This window comes from Paenibacillus liaoningensis (assembly GCF_059609455.1).
Map to the genome: position 1 here is coordinate 300,897 of NZ_JCAALU010000011.1, position 17,789 is coordinate 318,685.

General features: G+C 47.4%; 15 protein-coding genes. 8 read left to right on the forward strand and 7 right to left on the reverse strand.

Features of this window, described 5'->3' with window-relative positions; all coding sequences use genetic code 11:
- Positions 1-2 precede the first annotated feature (2 nt).
- From mnmG to rpmH, 6 genes are all read right to left on the reverse strand, one after another.
- Positions 3-1,889, reverse strand: a complete 1,887-nt coding sequence (gene mnmG, locus AC6B99_RS18725; RefSeq protein WP_494883263.1) for a tRNA uridine-5-carboxymethylaminomethyl(34) synthesis enzyme MnmG — start codon at positions 1,887-1,889, stop codon at positions 3-5.
- 64 nt (positions 1,890-1,953) lie between these two features.
- On the reverse strand, positions 1,954-3,333 hold the full coding sequence (gene mnmE / locus AC6B99_RS18730; protein ID WP_056036017.1) for a tRNA uridine-5-carboxymethylaminomethyl(34) synthesis GTPase MnmE: 1,380 nt from the start codon (positions 3,331-3,333) through the stop codon (positions 1,954-1,956).
- Positions 3,334-3,407: 74 nt separating this feature from the next.
- Entirely contained in the window at positions 3,408-4,028 is a 621-nt protein-coding gene (jag, locus tag AC6B99_RS18735; RefSeq protein ID WP_056036014.1) for an RNA-binding cell elongation regulator Jag/EloR, read from the reverse strand.
- Entirely contained in the window at positions 4,025-4,858 is an 834-nt protein-coding gene (yidC, locus tag AC6B99_RS18740; protein ID WP_056036010.1) for a membrane protein insertase YidC, read from the reverse strand. The genes jag and yidC overlap by 4 nt, the downstream gene beginning before the upstream one ends.
- Before the next feature lie 306 nt (positions 4,859-5,164).
- Positions 5,165-5,506 (reverse strand): ribonuclease P protein component, encoded by a 342-nt coding sequence (rnpA, locus tag AC6B99_RS18745; protein WP_056036007.1) that lies wholly within the window; start codon positions 5,504-5,506, stop codon positions 5,165-5,167.
- Positions 5,507-5,592: 86 nt separating this feature from the next.
- On the reverse strand, positions 5,593-5,727 hold the full coding sequence (gene rpmH, locus AC6B99_RS18750; RefSeq protein ID WP_074904820.1) for a 50S ribosomal protein L34: 135 nt from the start codon (positions 5,725-5,727) through the stop codon (positions 5,593-5,595).
- Positions 5,728-6,250: 523 nt separating this feature from the next.
- On the opposite strand from rpmH, the gene dnaA reads away from it, so the two are divergent.
- The 6 genes from dnaA (at position 6,251) to gyrB (ending at position 12,682) form a co-directional block, all read left to right on the forward strand.
- A complete protein-coding gene (gene dnaA / locus AC6B99_RS18755) occupies positions 6,251-7,603 on the forward strand; it encodes a chromosomal replication initiator protein DnaA (protein WP_056036004.1) in 1,353 nt (450 codons plus the stop codon).
- Positions 7,604-7,859: 256 nt separating this feature from the next.
- Positions 7,860-9,002: a DNA polymerase III subunit beta gene (dnaN, locus tag AC6B99_RS18760; protein ID WP_046234562.1), complete on the forward strand. Its 1,143-nt coding sequence runs from the start codon at positions 7,860-7,862 to the stop codon at positions 9,000-9,002.
- Between the two features lie 67 nt (positions 9,003-9,069).
- On the forward strand, positions 9,070-9,285 hold the full coding sequence (gene yaaA, locus AC6B99_RS18765) for a S4 domain-containing protein YaaA (RefSeq protein ID WP_046234561.1): 216 nt from the start codon (positions 9,070-9,072) through the stop codon (positions 9,283-9,285).
- A 32-nt stretch (positions 9,286-9,317) separates the two neighbouring features.
- The gene (gene recF, locus AC6B99_RS18770; protein WP_056036002.1) at positions 9,318-10,430 is read left to right on the forward strand and encodes a DNA replication/repair protein RecF; all 1,113 of its coding nucleotides are present in this window, start codon (positions 9,318-9,320) and stop codon (positions 10,428-10,430) included.
- A gap of 27 nt (positions 10,431-10,457) precedes the next feature.
- Positions 10,458-10,709, forward strand: a complete 252-nt coding sequence (remB, locus tag AC6B99_RS18775; RefSeq protein WP_028608695.1) for an extracellular matrix regulator RemB — start codon at positions 10,458-10,460, stop codon at positions 10,707-10,709.
- Between the two features lie 53 nt (positions 10,710-10,762).
- Positions 10,763-12,682: a DNA topoisomerase (ATP-hydrolyzing) subunit B gene (gene gyrB, locus AC6B99_RS18780; RefSeq protein ID WP_494883266.1), complete on the forward strand. Its 1,920-nt coding sequence runs from the start codon at positions 10,763-10,765 to the stop codon at positions 12,680-12,682.
- Positions 12,683-12,820: 138 nt separating this feature from the next.
- Here the strand turns inward: gyrB and AC6B99_RS18785 are convergent, their stop codons facing one another.
- Positions 12,821-13,582 (reverse strand): YheC/YheD family protein, encoded by a 762-nt coding sequence (locus tag AC6B99_RS18785; protein ID WP_494883268.1) that lies wholly within the window; start codon positions 13,580-13,582, stop codon positions 12,821-12,823.
- Between the two features lie 257 nt (positions 13,583-13,839).
- Here AC6B99_RS18785 and gyrA point away from each other — a divergent pair, with 257 nt between their 5' ends.
- Complete coding sequence (gene gyrA / locus AC6B99_RS18790) at positions 13,840-16,344, forward strand: DNA gyrase subunit A (protein ID WP_056035993.1); 2,505 nt, start codon at positions 13,840-13,842, stop codon at positions 16,342-16,344.
- Positions 16,345-16,386: 42 nt separating this feature from the next.
- Positions 16,387-17,466, forward strand: coding sequence for an HD-GYP domain-containing protein (locus AC6B99_RS18795; RefSeq protein ID WP_056035990.1), 1,080 nt, complete (start codon positions 16,387-16,389; stop codon positions 17,464-17,466).
- Positions 17,467-17,789: the final 323 nt, after the last annotated feature.

Genomic DNA, 17,789 nt, shown 5'->3' on the forward strand with positions numbered 1-17,789 from the left:
TTCTATCCTCTCGCCGCTACAACGCGGTTATAATGCTCCAAATAAACGAGCAGTATGGAAATATCGGCTGGTGTTACGCCAGCTACCCTGGAAGCCTGACCGATCGACAACGGTCTGATATCCGACAGCTTTTGCTTCGCTTCCGAAGCAAGTCCCTGCACGTCGAAATAATCGATATCATCCGGTATACGCTTCTTCTCCATTTTGCTCAATCGTTCAACCTGCAGCAGCTGCTTCTCGATATATCCAGCATATTTAATTTGAATTTCGACCTGCTCCTTCATCTCCTCTGTCAAAGCAAGCTCTGAAGGTGTGATGCTTTCCAGCATCGCATACGTAATTTCCGGACGGCGAAGCAACGATAACGCATCTACTGTAAACGGAATTTCAGCTGATTCCGCAGCTTTTAATACGGGCTGTGCTTCTTCTGGTTTCACTTTTGTTGTACGCAATCTTTCAATTTCCTGCTCAACCAATGCTTTTTTATTCAAAAAGCTTTCATAACGCTCTTCCGAAATCAAACCAATCTCATAGCCAATTGGCGTCAATCTCAGGTCAGCATTATCATGGCGAAGCAGCAAACGATATTCCGCTCGGGAAGTCAGCAAACGATAAGGATCATTCGTTCCCTTCGTTACAAGGTCATCGATCATTACGCCAATATAGCCCTGGGAACGTGCAATAATGACCGGCTCTTTCCCCTGCACTTTACGGGCAGCGTTAATGCCGGCAATAACACCTTGACCAGCCGCTTCCTCATAACCGGAAGTTCCGTTGATTTGTCCAGCTGTGAATAACCCGTCGACAACCTTTGTCTCCAATGAAGGCCAAAGCTGTGTTGGAACGACCGCGTCATATTCAATCGCATAGCCATTGCGCATCATTTCAACTTTTTCCAATCCTGGGATTGATCGTAAAATGCCCAATTGGACATCCTCCGGCATGCTTGTGGAAAGTCCTTGTACATAATACTCCGACGTATGCAGACCCTCCGGCTCCAGAAAAATTTGATGTTTTGGCTTATCGGCAAAACGTACAATTTTATCCTCAATCGATGGGCAGTATCTTGGGCCTGTGCCTTCAATTGCTCCCGAGAACATTGGCGCGCGATGCAAATTATCGTTTATGATTTTGTGCGTTTGCTCTGACGTATAGGTCAACCAGCAAGGAAGCTGCTCATTATTAGAGGAAATTGTCTCATGCGAGAAAAATTTCGGCTGCTCATCGCCCGGTTGAATTTCTGTTTTTGAAAAATCAATCGTATCCTTGTGTACGCGTGGCGGCGTACCAGTTTTGAAACGTACCAGCTCGAAGCCATGCTCCTTCAAGCTTGCAGACAGCTTCAGCGACGGCTGCTGATTATTTGGTCCGCTCTCATACATCAGCTCGCCCATAATGATTTTGCCGCGCAAATAGGTGCCTGTTGTCAGGACAATCGTCTTCGAGCGATAGATTGCGCCTGTTTTTGTCACAAGCCCCACTATCTTGCCTTCCTCCACCATCAGCTCCTCCGCCATTCCTTGTCGCAGCGTCAGCTTAGGCGTCTCCTCAATCGTCTTCTTCATTTCATGCTGATAGGCGAACTTATCAGCTTGTGCGCGAAGCGCGTGAACCGCAGGCCCTTTGCCTGTATTCAGCATCCGCATCTGGATGAAGGTTTTATCAATATTACGGCCCATTTCGCCGCCTAAAGCGTCCAGCTCACGTACAACATGCCCTTTCGCCGGTCCGCCAATCGACGGATTACATGGCATGAAGGCTACCATATCCAAATTTATCGTCAGCAATAGCGTCTCACAGCCCATACGCGCTGCCGCAAGCGCAGCTTCGCTGCCCGCATGCCCCGCACCGATGACAATAACGTCATATTGCCCTGCTTCGTATCCCATTCCAAGTACCTCCCAAAGCGCTGCTAGCCTGATGGATGTTCGTCCGGAGGCTATTGACCGCTTATTATTTGCCCAAACAAAATTGCGAAAAGATTTGATCAATCAATGAATCTCCGACGGCATCCCCAAGAATTTCACCGAGCGACTCCCAAGCAGAGCGCACGTCAATTTGCATCACATCAATCGGAATGCCTGCTTCTGATGCCTCAATACCATCAAGCAGCGACTGCTGCGCCCGTTTCAATAAAGCAATATGCCGCACATTGCTGACGTAGGTCAAATCGCCGGAATCCAGCTTGCCTTCGAAAAACATCCCGCTAATCGCCTTCTCCAAATGATCCAGTCCCGCTTCCTGCAGAACCGACATGCGGACAATTGCCTCCGGGCTAAAGCGCTTCTCGATTTCTTCCATGTCGAGCTTGCCTGGCAGGTCGGTTTTATTAATGACCAATACCACTTGGCGTCCCGCCATACGGTCCAGCAGTTCACGGTCATCGGCATGCAGCGGCTCATTATAATTCAGCACGAATAAAATAAGATCGGCTTCCGCAAGCGCCGTATGGGACCGCTCCACCCCGAGCTGCTCGACGAGATCGCTCGTCTCGCGAATGCCTGCTGTATCCAGCAGCCTCAGCGGGATATTATTAAGCGTGACATATTCCTCTATAACATCACGCGTTGTGCCGGGAATATCGGTCACAATCGCTTTATTTTCCTGCGCCAGCATATTAAGCAATGATGACTTGCCCACATTAGGCCTGCCGACGATTGCCGTCATAATACCTTCTCTTAATATTTTGCCTTCATTTGCTGTTTTTAAAAGCTTAGCGATTTCGTCCAGCGCAATTTGGCTTTGATCACGAATATAAGCAGTCGTCATTTCCTCGACATCATGCTCGGGGTAATCGATATTTACTTCAATATGCGCCAGCAGCTCAATGACCGTCTGCCGGAGTGCTTTAATCCGCTTCGACAGCAAGCCTTCGGCCTGCTTGCGCGCAATGGAGAAAGCGCGATCCGACTTTGAACGAATAAGATCGATGACCGCTTCCGCCTGCATTAAATCGATGCGCCCGTTCAGAAAGGCCCGCTTCGTAAACTCCCCAGGCTCAGCTAATCGCATATCTTCCTGCATCAGCACGACATCAAGCACCTTCTTAACCGCCACTACGCCGCCATGAGCATTGATTTCCACAACATCCTCGGCTGTAAAAGATCGCGGCCCACGCATAAGCGTCACCAGCACCTCTTCAATCTGCTCGCCGGTAGCCGGGTGAACGATATGCCCATAATGCACCGTATGGCTGTCTGCTTCACGCAGATCCGTTCGGCTCTGAAATAGCGCAGCTGTCCCCGCAATAGCATTCGGGCCGCTAATACGGATAATGGCAATGCCGCCCTCTCCAACAGCGGTTGAAATCGCGGCTATCGTATCTTGTATCATTGTGTTCAGCACCTCTCAAATGGAAAAACAGCAATGACCATGGGAGCCATTGCTGCGAATCTGTTCTACCTTTATCACTTCAGTGCAATGACAATCCGCCGATGCGGCTCATCACCTTTACTGTATGTTTTCACACGAGGATGATTTTGCAGCTGGGAATGAATGACCTTCCGCTCATGGGAAGACATCGGCTCCAGCACCACCTCTTTTTTCGTGCGAATCACTCTGCCCGCAAGGCGCTCTGACAGCTCTTCCAGCGTCTTGCGCCGGCGCTCGCGAAAATCCTCTGCATCAAGTACGATACGAAGATGACTGTCCGAATAGCGGTTTGCCACAATATTAACCAAGTACTGCAATGCATCGAGCGTCTGCCCGCGCCTTCCGATTATCATGCCGAGATCTCCCCCGCCTGAAATCGAAAGCTGCGTGCCTTCCCTCGTCTGCTTGCGTTCAATGGATACATCTAGTCCCATTGTGCTCGCCACTTCCAGAAGGAACTGCTCAGCTTCACTTGTTGGATCAGGAATAAGCTCCAGTTCTACTTTCGCTTCTTTCACGCCGATCAAACCGAGGAATCCTTTGGACGGCTGCTCAAGAACAGCCACCCTCACACGATCCTCAGCCACATTTAATTGTGTCAAACCACTTTGTACAGCCTCTTCTACCGTTTTCCCTGATGCAACGATTTTCTTCATTTCGCGAGGGCCCCCTTACGTTTACCCTTACCTTTAGATTGTTTATCGTTGGTGCCTGTATCGTCATTGCCTTTTTTGTCAGCATTGCGCACATACAAGAAATAGTTTTGAATAATTGTGTAAATGTTGCTGTAAATCCAGTAAAGCGGCAGAGCTGCTGGGAAATTAATCGCCATGACGAAAATCAACACTGGGAAAATGGCAAGCATCGCTCCCATACCAGGCATTGTTTGCGTCTGCTGCTTCTGCATCATCTTCGATTGGATGAAAGTTGTCGCCGCGGCGATAACCGGAAGAATGTAATAAGGGTCCTTCTCCCCTAACTGCAACCACAAGAAAGCATGCGTACGCACCTCAGGGTTCATATATATCGCATTATAGAGCGCGATAAATACAGGCATCTGTACAATGAGCGGCAAGCATCCTGCCATCGGATTTACCTGATTGGCCTGGAACAGCTTCATTGTCTCTTCCTGCTGCTTTTTCGGGTCATCCTTGTATTTCTTCTTCATCTCAGCGATTTGCGGCTGCAAAGCCTGCATAGCCTTCGAACTGCGATATTGCTTAATCGTCAGCGGCAAAATGGCTGTTCTTACAATAATGGTAATGAGCAGAATGGCTATGCCATAAGCACCGCCGAACCAATCTGCGAACGTATCAAGCGTAAGCGCAAAATAATAAACGACATTTTTCTGCCAGAAGTTTCCCTTAAGCAAATCCTCTGTACTCGTCGTTTGAGCTACCTGCGAACCGCAGCCTGCAATGACTACCACTGCCATTAGCATGCCTAAAACAAAAAGCCATTTACGGTTTTCTTTCCGAAACAACATGAAAACTCCTCTCTTGAGAGCCGATGCTTCGCCTATCCAGCATAAACGGTTTCGTCGCCATTCAGCACAAACTACGCAGTTTCGCATGAGATAAATCTGCATCGTTACAGACATATTTCTTATACCTTCTCATCCTTTAAACTATACCATAATTGGTAGGACAAAAGAAAGGAAGGTCATGAGGTATTTTCGGTACCTATGTAAACGTTTTTCTAATATGGTCAGGGATAACCATTTCTATTATTCAGGAGCTTCTTTTTCTACGCAAAACGGACGGTTTCCAAAGGACAATAACTCCTTCTACGCTTAGCGTTTAAGGAGCCCGGCCTTCCTTAACACATGCATAATGCTTTTTTCCAGTTGGCTCGTCTCCATCGCTACTGCAGGCTTTCTTACAATAATAATAAAGTCGACCTTTGGAACGATCCGTGCCTCATTGAGCCTGATGATTTCTTTAATGACACGGCGCATCCGGTTGCGAACAACCGCATTGCCGATTTTTTTGCTTGCTGAAATGCCCAGTCGGAAAGGCTCCGCCACAGGCTGCTTCGACCAATATACGACGAACTGCCCGTTGGCGAACGATTTGCCTCCCCGGTAGACCCGGCCAAAGTCGCTACGGTTACGCAGACGCAATCTTCTTTGCACGACTCCATTTCACCGTTCTTTCCTTAATATGTTCAAAAGTATCGTGGGCAAGGCAAAAAAAAAGACCACCCGACGTGGTCTTTTGCTTATGCGCTAAGAACTTTTCTGCCTCTTTGACGACGCGCCGCCAAAACTTTACGTCCGTTTTTCGTGCTCATCCGTTTGCGGAATCCATGCACTTTTTTACGTTTGCTAACATTCGGTCTAAATGTAGGTCTCATTTACTCTGCACCTCCCGTACTTCTTCTTAAAAAAAACAGGTAGTTCAATTAAAGCACGTACCCTTCGGAAAGTCAACTCACCCTGCGCCTTTCAGACAAGAAATCGAAAGCTGTGGATAAATAAATGAAATCGGCGATTTTGCAGAAAATGAATAAGCTGTGCACAACTTTTTCAGCCGACTTACGAACTTTGTCGAAATCTTAACAAGATATAAACAATATCTAGTGTTGTGCGCAACTTTTATACACAAGCTATTGAATATGTGGATAAAATCTTCGAATCCGTTGAAATACAAGGGATCTTTTGCTATGATGAATATGTTTTATATGTGGATACCTTCCCTTTATCCTCAATCTTATTAACAGCCTGTGGATAAAAATGTGAACAAGTTAATCCCCTATTTATAACTCAACCGTTTTCATTTCTTCATATTGTGGATGTTTTCCTTGGAAAAATGACATTCATTCGACAGAATATGGCTTAATTGCGCCGTTTCGGCGATTTTGATAAGGAGTGACGTCTGTGGACAGCCATGCTTATGATATATGGCAGCAAGTGTTGTCAATTATTCAGACGAAGCTGAGCAAGCCAAGTTTTGATACTTGGTTTAAGGCAACTAAGGCTTCGTTCGTGAATGATACTTTGCTTGAAGTTACGGCACCGACAACATTTGCAGCTGAATGGCTGGAAGGCCGTTATACAAAACTAATTCGCACAACCCTGTTTGAATTTCTAGGCAGACAGGTCGATGTGCGTTTTTCCATTGAAGAGGCTCGAAGCGCTGAACCGGCAGCTATGATGCCGCCCAGAGCAATGGATGTGCCCGTCGTACAGGAAGAAAGCCACACGCATGTGCTGAACTCCAAATATACGTTCGAGACATTCGTTATCGGCGCCAATAATCGCTTTGCCCATGCGGCATCGCTTGCGGTAGCCGAGGCACCGGCCAAAGCGTACAATCCGCTGTTTCTCTACGGCGGCGTTGGCCTTGGAAAAACGCATTTGATGCATGCGATCGGCCACTATATCAAGGATCACAACCCCAATACGAAGATCATGTACATCTCGTCGGAGAAATTCACCAATGAATTTATTAACGCGATTCGTGATAACCGTGGGGAAAGCTTTCGCAATAAATACCGGAATATCGACGTTTTGCTTATTGACGATATTCAATTTTTGGCTGGTAAAGACGGGACGCAGGAGGAGTTTTTCCATACCTTCAATGCGCTTCATGAAGAGCGCAAGCAGATCGTCATCTCCAGCGACCGCACGCCGAAGGAAATTCCGACCCTGGAGGAACGCCTTCGTTCCCGCTTTGAATGGGGTTTAATTACGGACATCCAAGCGCCTGACCTGGAGACGCGAATTGCCATTTTGCGCAAGAAGGCCAAGGCCGAAAATCTCGATATTCCCAATGAAGCGATGGTTTATATCGCTAACCAGATCGATACGAATATTCGTGAGCTGGAAGGCGCCCTGATCAGGGTTGTCGCCTACTCCTCGCTCATTAATCAGGATATTTCCTCCCATTTGGCAGCCGAAGCGCTCAAGGATATCATTCCTTCAAGCCGGCCGAAGTTGATTACCATCAACGAGATCCAGCAGAAAGTCGGGGAGTTTTATGGATTGCGGCTTGAGGAGTTTAAAGCGCGCAAACGGACGAAAGCTGTGGCCTATCCGCGGCAAATCGCCATGTACCTCTCTCGCGAGCTGACGGACCACTCGCTGCCGAAGATTGGCGAAGCATTTGGCGGACGGGACCATACGACGGTCATTCATGCCCATGAGAAAATTACGCAGCAGCTTAAAATTGATCAGGACTTGTACAAAATTTTGCAAAACCTGACTGAAAAAATCAAAAATCATACGTAAGCCGTTAAGCAGGACAATTTGCGCTGAAAAGTTATCCACTTTTATACGGAAAACGAACACAAGCCTATGCACAGTCTATACACATGTGGATAGGCTTGATCTATCAGCACTTGTCCCGCTTATCCACATATTCAGGCCCCCTACTACTACGACTACTAAAAATCTTTAAAAAAACATCATCCATAAGCGGAATAAGACATTCGCGGAACATCCACTATGATTCGCTATGTCTCCCTGCGGATATAGGAGAGAAATTATGAAATTAACGATTTCAAAAAATGAACTAAACGATGCGATCCAGCAGGTAGCGAAAGCAATCTCCTCCAGACCAGCCATTCCGATTCTCGGTGGAATCAAAATAGATGTAACTCATCAAGGTGTAACCTTAACGGCAAGCGATACTGAAATATCTATTCAAAGCTTCATCCCGGTAGAACGCGATAATTTATTTATTGCACATGTGGATAAACCGGGAAGCGTTGTTCTCCCTGCTAAATTTTTTGTCGAGATTATTAAAAAGCTGCCTTCCGATAATGTTGAAATTCAGGTTGGCGCTCAGTTCCAGACAATGATCCGCTCCGGCTCCTCCGACATCCAAATGGTCGGTCTTGATCCTGAGGAATTTCCAATTTTGCCGTCTATTGAAGAAAATGGCTTATTTCAAATGCCAGGCGATTTGTTGAAAACGATGATCCGCCAAACGGTACTAGCCGCTTCCACCAATGAGCAAACCGCCGTATTGACTGGCGTATTATGGACGCTTAACAATCAGCAGCTGAAATTTATAGCAACGGATCGCCACCGTCTGGCAAGCCGCAATGCGCATACCGAAACCGATCCGGAATATCGCTTCTCCAATGTCATTATTGCTGCAAAAACGCTGGTCGAGCTGTCAAAGCTTGTCCCTGAGCAAAATGCCCTCGTGGATATTGTCGTCGCCGACAACCAGGTCATGTTTAAGCTTGGAAATGTGCTGTTCTATACACGTATGCTTGATGGCATGTATCCGGATACTTCCAAGATTATTCCGCAGACGTACAAAACAGAACTTGTCGTCGATACCAAAAATTTGATGGATGCGATCGACCGTGCTTATTTGATGTCGCGTGAAGAGAAGACGAATATTGTTCGACTGATTACGCTTGATGACAATTCGATCGAAATTTCTTCAAGCTCGACCGAGCTTGGCCGCGTAACCGAGCAGATCGATGCCAAGAAATTTGAAGGCGAGCCGCTGCGCATTTCTTTCAACTCCAAGTTCATGCTCGATGTGCTCAAAGTAATTGACAGCGAGCAAATTTTCATCGGCTTTACAGGTGCTATGAGCCCGATTATCATTAAGCCGACCGATCATTCGTACAACATGTACGTAATTTTGCCTTACCGGACAACAACGTAGCAGCCTCGCGAGAAGGCTAGCGAAAGATATGAATAGAGCTCGAGAAGAGGAAGGTGGGCAAGCCACGATGAAGGAAGTTGCCATTCGCACCGAATATATTCCGTTGGGGCAGTTTTTAAAGCTATCGGATTGTATATCCACAGGTGGACAAGCTAAATTTTTTCTGCAGGAGAACAAGATTACGATCAACGGCGAGACGGATAACAGACGTGGACGCAAGCTGTATGTCGGGGACCGTGTCGAAGTAGAAGGCTTCGGCGTCTTTACTGTTACCGGTTCATAACGATTAGCTAAGGACCGGGAGGGGCAGCAGACGTGTTTTTAAAAAATATTCATTTGCAAAATTACCGCAACTACGGACAGCTTGAGCTGGAGACGAGTAATCAGGTCAATCTGTTCGTCGGTCCGAACGCCCAGGGCAAGACGAATTTGCTGGAAGCGATATTTGCGCTTGCCCTCACCAAATCGCACCGCACGTCCAAGGACAAGGAGCTGATTGGCTGGGAAGCGGATTCGGCTCGCCTGCAAGGCATGGTAGACAAGCGCTATGGTACGGCGCAGCTTGAGCTGCTGCTGTCGACGCAGGGGAAGAAAGCGAAAATTAACGGGCTCGAGCAGCGCAAGCTGAGCAACTTCATCGGGTCGCTGAATGTGGTCATGTTCGCGCCGGAGGATCTCGAAATTGTAAAAGGCACGCCGGGTGTACGCAGACGGTTTCTGGATATGGAAATCGGTCAGGTGCAGCCCGGTTATTTGCATACCCTTCAGCAATACGGCAAGGTGCTTGTACAGCGCAATAACTACCTGAAGTCTGCATCTCCTGGCTCCATGCAGCAGACGATGCTGGATGTATGGAATACACAGCTTGCCGAGCTAGGTGTTAAAATTATGAAAAAAAGGGAACACTTCATACATAAACTGCAGCGCTGGGCTGAGCAGATCCATTCTGGCATTACGGCTGGCAGCGAACAGCTCACGATTACCTACCGTCCATCGCTTGGCAGCGGCGAGCCGGAAGATGAATCTGTTTTATTTGAGCAATTTATGATAAAGTTAACACAAGTGAAAGAGCAGGAGATTCGCAGAGGGATGTCGCTCGTTGGGCCTCATCGCGATGATTTGGCCTTTTTTATTAACGGCAAAGAGGCATCTGTATATGGTTCCCAGGGACAGCAGCGCACAACCGCACTCTCGCTAAAGCTGGCAGAAATTGAGCTGATTGCTGAGGAGATTGGGGAATATCCGCTGCTGCTTCTTGATGATGTTCTGTCTGAGCTTGACCAGCACCGGCAGACGCAGCTCATAGAAACATTTCAGAGCAAGGTGCAGACGTTCATCACGACAACCGGGCTTGAGAGCGTCAATATTAGCAAGCTGCAGGACGCTTGTATCTATAATGTGCGTGAAGGCCAAGTGACGCGCGGATAAGCGCAAACGATCGGGAGGCGGGGGAGCATGTATATCCATTTGGGCGGCGAGAAAATTATTCGGGCTGCCGAGCTGGTAGCCATTTTCGATATATCCATAGAGCAATCCTCCAAGTTATCCAAGCAGTTCGTTGCAGGCGCTCGCAAGCGCAAGGACGTGGAGACGATTGGCGAAGAGGAGCCGAAATCCATCGTTGTGACGAAGCAGAAAATCTATTATTCGCCAATTTCATCCTCCACCTTGAAGAAGCGGGCTCATCATTTTGTAGCGAATGGCTGACAAGGGCCAGAATAACGTGTAGCAAGAGCAGTTGAGAGGAGCAGTGAGCATTAATGTCTTTGAATCCGCAGCATACGTATGACGAGAGTCAGATCCAGGTGCTAGAGGGACTGGAAGCCGTCCGCAAACGCCCTGGTATGTATATTGGCTCCACAAGCAGCAAGGGACTCCACCATCTCGTATGGGAGGTTGTCGATAACAGTATCGACGAGGCGCTTGCTGGCTATTGTAATCAAATTGATGTCACGATTCATGAAGATAACAGCATTACCGTAGTCGACAATGGACGTGGTATCCCTGTCGGCGAAAATGCCAAGCTGAAGAAGTCGACGCTTGAAGTCGTCATGACCGTGCTTCATGCCGGCGGTAAATTTGGCGGAGAAGGCTATAAAGTTTCCGGAGGCTTGCACGGGGTCGGCGTGTCTGTCGTTAATGCTTTGTCGGAGCGCGTAGTAGCAACCGTCAAGCTTAAAGGGAAGATCCATCAGCAGGCGTATCGCCGCGGAGCGCCAGAATCGGACATTCATGTCATCGGCGAGACATCGCCAGAAGATACAGGAACGACGATTAACTTTAAGCCGGATCCAGAGATTTTTACGGAGACGACGGTTTATGAATACGATATTTTGCAGTCCCGGATTCGGGAGCTTGCTTTTCTAAATAAAGGAATTCAAATTTCGCTGACGGATGAGCGTACAGGGATGACCAATACGTTCAGATACGAAGGCGGCCTTAATGAATTCGTCCAGTTTTTGAACCGCAACAAGGAAGCGCTGCATGAAGCGCCGATTTATGTGGAGGGCTCCAAGGATCATATCCAGGTGGAATTAGGCCTCCAGTATAACGACGGCTATAGCGAAAACATTTATTCCTTCGCGAATAATATTAATACCCATGAGGGCGGAACGCATGAATCCGGCTTCAAAAGTGCGCTCACGCGGGTTATCAATGACTATGCCCGCAAAACGAACTTGCTGAAGGACAATGATTCCAATTTCTCCGGCGATGATGTGCGCGAAGGCTTGACAGCGATTATTTCGGTCAAAATTCCCGAGCCGCAATTCGAAGGACAAACGAAGACAAAGCTAGGCAACAGCGAGGTTCGCGGTATTGTCGAATCGCTGCTTGCAGAGAAGCTTCAGGAGTTTCTCGATGAGAACCCGGCTGTATCCCGCAAAATTGTAGAAAAAGGCCTTCAAGCTGCCAGAGCACGGGAAGCAGCGCGCAAAGCGCGTGAGCTGACGCGCCGTAAGAGTGCGCTTGAAGTCAGCTCGCTGCCAGGTAAGCTAGCGGATTGCTCCTCCAAGGATGCGGCAATCAGCGAGCTGTACATCGTAGAAGGTGACTCGGCCGGTGGTTCGGCTAAGCAAGGCCGTGACCGTCACTTCCAGGCTATTTTGCCACTGCGTGGTAAAATTCTGAACGTTGAGCGGGCAAGACTCGACCGTATTCTCGGCAATGCGGAGATTCGGGCGATTATTACGGCGCTCGGAACAGGCATCAGCGAGGACTTTGATTTGGCGAAGGCGCGTTATCACAAAGTCATTATTATGACGGATGCCGACGTTGACGGCGCGCATATTCGTACCCTGCTGCTGACGTTCTTCTATCGCTACATGCGCAAAATTCTCGAAGCGGGCTATATTTATATCGCCCAGCCGCCGCTCTATAAAGTCGAGCGCAACAAGGTCATTCGTTATGCGCAGAACGAGAAGGAACGTGATGAAATTATTGCTGAGTTTGGTCAAACCGGTAAAATTAACATTCAGCGCTACAAAGGCTTGGGCGAGATGGATGCTGTCCAGCTTTGGGAAACAACGATGGATCCAGAAAGCCGTTCCATGCTTCAAGTAACGATTGATGACGCCATTGAAGCCGATACGATTTTTGATACGCTGATGGGCGACAACGTTGAACCGCGTCGTAACTTCATCCAGCAATATGCTCTAAGCGTTAAAAATCTCGACATTTAGCTTTCCTTGGGATCGTTAATTGCTGAATCATTTAAGTACAGCGGCATAGCTTGCCGCTTGAAATTAAAAATAGTCGTTTCTAGAATGCGTTTTTGTACGGGGCTATGCTCACAGTATGAAGATATGCACTAGTGGCGGCTATTTTCTTTTGTACCGGCCATAGGCAACGGCGTATCGATATATTTTTTTAAACACGGACTTGTCAGGAAGCTTGCGAAAAATAAACGGATCGGGACAAGTATTGACCTCTAGTATCCATGGGCGCAGCTTCGTATCGATTGCAATATCGACACCGATTTCTTTTATTCGCGGATAAGCCTGAAGCATTTGGTGAACGATGGATAGGCTAAGCTTGTTCAAACGCTGTCTATACGCTTGCTGTTCAGATGTTGACAAATGACCATTCATAAGCTGTTCAAATGGCATTGGCGTGCCGCCGCTATGGTAGTTGGTGACGATTTTTGCGGGATGGGCGAGACGGCCGATGATGCCCGTCGCTTCCCAGCTGGCTTTCGGATTTTTCTGCACCATTACGCGGATATCAAAGCGCCGCTTCTGATGGCGAAGCAGGAAGATCCCCCTTTGGATGAGGTAGCGTTTGCCTACTTGATAGCGATAAAGGCTGTTGTACAATTGGTCGAAGGTAGCGAACGTGCGAACTCTGGTTTCAATCTGGTATCGGAAGCCTCGGCCAGGAGCGGCATACTGCTCGACCCGAATGACTCCTTTTCCAAAGGTGCCGTTGACGGGTTTCACATAAACCATGCTGTACTCGGTGAGCATTGCGAGCAGATTTTCTTTGCTGAACAGCTCGGTAGCAGGCATGTATTGGCGCAAATGTTCGGAGCGCAGGAGCACCTGCGTTTTAGCCCATTTGCTAGTAACGCGCTGTATAGACAAGCTTGATTCCCCTTTCTTTAAATCACTGCCTGAGCCTATCGATTCTTATTCCGGCAGGAGACAGAGTTTAGAATGAGTGGTATAATAAAAGTTGGATTTGTTTAGTTTATGGCAATCGGAGCGTAACGGAATACGGTGTTTAACCTATTTTTTCGTCTATGTTCGTGGAATTTAGGTTTAGTATCGTCTTATTTAAGAAAGAACTAGAGAGACAATGATGTTTACAGGTTTGCAGATAGACGTCAGGGAGGTAAAGCATGGCGGAAGAACAATATTCGCAGATTAAAGACCGTGATATTGGCACGGAAATGCGCGATTCCTTTATGGACTATGCGATGAGTATTATCGTAAGTCGCGCATTGCCCGATGTAAGGGATGGACTCAAGCCTGTTCATCGCCGGATTTTATTCGCAATGTCGGAGCTTGGGATGTCACCGGACAAGCCTCACAAAAAATCCGCAAGGATTGTAGGCGAAGTTATCGGTAAGTATCATCCTCACGGTGATTCGGCTGTGTATGAGTCCATGGTGCGTATGGCACAGGATTTCTCAATGAGGTACATGATGGTAGATGGACACGGCAACTTCGGTTCGGTTGATGGTGACATGGCAGCAGCCATGCGTTACACGGAAGCTCGTCTATCGAAGATTGCAATGGAGCTGCTGCGTGACCTTAACAAGGAAACAGTGAATTTCATTCCGAACTATGACGGTGAAGAGAAGGAGCCTGCGGTATTGCCGGCGCGTTTTCCTAACTTGCTAGTCAATGGTGTAACAGGGATAGCTGTAGGTATGGCAACGAATATTCCTCCGCATAATTTGGGGGAAGTCATTGACGGTGTACAGGCGCTTATTGCTAATCCGGATATAACACCGCTTGAATTGATCGATTATGTAAAAGGTCCTGATTTCCCGACGGCAGGTATTGTTATGGGATTAAGCGGCATCCGTCAAGCTTATTTGACGGGTCGCGGAACGGTGACCATGCGTGCGCGGGCAACGATTGAAGAGAATGGCAATAAAGCGCGTATTATCGTATATGAGCTGCCTTATCAAGTAAATAAAGCCCGTCTCGTTGAGAAAATTGCAGAGCTCGTTCGGGAGAAGAAGATCGACGGCATTACGGATTTGCGCGATGAGTCTGACCGTACAGGCATGCGGGTTGTTATCGAGCTTCGCCGTGATGTGAATCCTAGCGTTGTGCTTAACAACTTATACAAACAGACGCAAATGCAGTCCAACTTCGGCATTAATATGCTGGCTCTCGTTAATGGCGAGCCAAAGACGCTGAATTTGCGTGAAGTACTCTATCATTATTTGCAGCATCAAATCGAGGTTATCCGTCGTCGTACGGAATACGATTTGAAGAAAGCTGAAGCTCGCGCTCATATTTTGGAAGGCTATCGGATTGCGCTGGATCATCTGGATGAGGTTATTGCGTTAATACGCGGTTCCCAAACAGCTGAAATTGCTCGTGAAGGCTTGATCACTCGATTCGATCTTAGCCACGAGCAGGCACAAGCCATTCTCGATATGCGTTTGCAGCGCCTGACAGGTCTGGAACGCGATAAGATCGAAGCAGAATATACAGAGCTTCTACAGAAAATTGCCGAGTTCAAAGCGATTCTCGCTGATGAGCAGCTGGTGCTTGCAATCATTAGCACAGAGCTCAACGAGATTAGAGATCGTTTTGGCGATGAGCGCCGTACGGAAATTACGGCTAGTGATGAGGAAATTCTAGATGAGGATTTGATTCCTCGTGAGGATGTTATTATTTCCATCACACACAGCGGCTATATCAAGCGCCTGCCGGTTACGACTTATCGGAGCCAGAAGCGGGGCGGTAAAGGTGTCGTTGGCATGGATACGAAGGATAATGACTTTGTCGAGCATCTTTTTGTATCCAATACGCATCACTACTTGCTCTTCTTCACCAATAAGGGCAAGGTGTACAAGCTGAAAGCTTATGAGATTCCTGATCTCAGCCGGACAGCACGCGGTACGCCGATTATTAACTTAATTCAAATCGAGCAGGGCGAGACGATTAATGCGGTTATTCCTGTACAGGATTTTGACCCGAATCACTATCTGTTCTTCGCAACCCGTCAAGGTGTCGTGAAGAAAACGCCTCTCGATGACTATATCAACATTCGCAAAGTCGGCCTCATTGCCATCTCGCTGCGTGAAGACGATGATCTGATTGGCGTCAAGCTGACGGACGGTCAGCAGGAGATTGTTATGGGTACGGCGGAAGGCATGTCGATTCGTTTCTCTGAAAATGATGTGCGCTCTATGGGCCGTTCGGCTACAGGCGTGAAGGGTATCCAGCTTGATGACAGCGATGCTGTTATTGATATGGATATCGTCATGAATGATAATGATGTGCTGATCGTTACGTCCAAGGGCTATGGCAAACGGACGCCAATGAGCGAATATCGCATTCAAAATCGTGGCGGTAAAGGGATTAAGACGCTTAACGTTACGGATAAGAACGGCCCAATCGTCAGCTTGAAGGTCGTTGTAAATGATGAGGATCTGATGATTATGACTGCATCAGGCACATTGATTCGTACAAGCATGGAAGGCATCTCTACAATGGGCCGCAATACGCAGGGCGTTAAATTGATTAATACCCGCGATGAAGATACAGTAGCAACGGTTACTCGTATTGCCCGCAGTGAAGAAGTGAGCGATGACCTGGAAGAAGGCGAAGCAACTGAATTTGATGCTGCACAGCCTTCAGACAGCGAAGAGAACGAATAGTTTTTATATCAGGGGAATCCAGGACATGGGGAGGGAACCGTTGTGCCAACGGTGACTTTATCACAAGTGAAGTTAGGCGATAAGATTAGTGAAGATGTCCTTACCCCTTTAGGAAGGGTGCTACTTCAAAAAGGCAAGGTTATTGCTGGCCGCGAGCTTGAAATTTTGAGAGCTTTCATTATTTCAAGCGTGGCCGTTGATGGACCAGCTGCTGCTAAAGCGTCTGAAGATGCAAAAGCAGGCGCTGACTCCAAACAAGTGGACGATAAGCCAATTGCTGCATCATCCCTGCATGATGAATATGACAAGATGCTGGTGCTGCTGAGACAAGTATTTAATGATCATGCAGCGCCGGAAGGCATCCCTATTATGGATATTCGCAATCAGATGGAGAATTTGCTGCAGCATATTAAGAACTATCAGATTTTGACGTTTGTGCCGCGCAGTTTTATGGAGCGTGATTATTTGCTTCATAATAGCATTGCTTGTGCGCTCACCTCTTATCTTATTGCGCAGTGGAACGGCTTTCCTCAAAAAGAATGGATGCAAGTTGCTCTTGGCGGCTTGCTTCATGATTTTGGGAATACGCGTATTGATCGCTCGATTCTTTCCAAACCGACTGCGCTAACCGTAGAAGAGCTGGAAGAGATGAAACGACATACCGTGCTGGGCTACCAAATGCTCAAAAATGTAGCATCTCTGAACGATGGTGCCAAGCTGGCTGCTCTTCAGCATCATGAGCGGGTAGACGGAACGGGATACCCTCTTGGCATTGATGCGGCTAAAATCCATCCATACGGGAAGATTGTAGCTATTGCTGATATTTTTCATGCTATGACCTTGAACAAGTCTTATCGTAAGGCGGTCTCGCCTTATCTAGTTCTAGAGCAGATCCAAAGCGATGCTTTCGGCAAGCTTGATCCGACTTATGTTCGAGTGTTTGTTGAGAAGGTTACGCAGTTCCATAATGGAACAAAGGTTAGGCTTAGTGATGAACGGGTAGGAGAGATCGTGTTTTCTGATCATGTGCATCCAACCAGACCATGGGTTTCCATTGAAGGATCTATTATTAACTTAACGGTAGAGCGGCATCTGCATATCAATGAGGTTATTCCATCCTAAGTATAGATGGGATAGATTAAGCTTTATAAAGCTACTATTATTGAGAGTATAGGTCGTCAAAACGTAAAAGTAATAGTAAAATAAAGCCGTCCAGAGTATGTGCTGGGCGGCTTTATCCCTTTATATATAAGGGATTCAGGGCTTTGAGGTACAAGGAAAAACACTATTAAAAAAAGAATTGATATTTTTTGAAAAAAACACTTGCAATGGTATAGGCACCCGTGATATATTATATGAGTCGCCGCTGAGACATACGGCAGACACGAACGAAACGCAAGCAAGAGAAATTGTTCTTTGAAAACTGAACAACGAGTGAAACTGCC